Below are 510 nucleotides of genomic sequence, written 5' to 3' on the forward strand. Positions count from 1 at the left end.
AAAGTTTTCTCACCGTGAAAAAATAGATTATGTTGAGACAGCTTTTATTATCAATAAATCAGAGGATAGGCCTTCACAAAGTAGCTTTATAGGGGTGTTAAGTAATGAGTTACCTTTGTTTTTTGGTGAATACGCAAAAAATTTATGGTGTGTATTTGATTTGGATATTAAGGAGCTATTTGATTTTATTATAAACCCTAAAGTTAGCTTAATACCATTGGGAGAAATATCACCCAATAGAAAATTGAGGTCTAGAATTGAAGAAATATCAAGTCAAGATCCAATAGTATTGTTGGATAGTAAACTTTTAAAGTTAAGCGCTTCCATTGAAAAGGAGTCTAATAAGTTATTAGATAATGAACGTAAGGGTAAAAAAGTCACTGAAAAAAATGAAGCTAAATTAAAGCAGCTAAAGCACGAGTTCTTGAAATTAAATAATTCTGAAGAAGCGAAAGCATTCAATGATAACCTGCTAAAAACAATTGCCGAATTAAAAATACGTTTTCCTTA

The 510-nt window shown here is 30.2% G+C and carries 1 protein-coding gene; it reads left to right on the plus strand.

Annotated features, from left to right (window positions below):
• Positions 1-510 (plus strand): type I-Fv CRISPR-associated protein Cas5fv (gene cas5fv, locus AADEFJLK_RS24920; protein ID WP_170065262.1); only part of this gene is annotated, 510 nt, incomplete at both ends.

The sequence above is a fragment of the Methylovulum psychrotolerans genome, from assembly GCF_002923755.1.
In the GTDB taxonomy this organism is placed as follows: domain Bacteria; phylum Pseudomonadota; class Gammaproteobacteria; order Methylococcales; family Methylomonadaceae; genus Methylovulum; species Methylovulum psychrotolerans.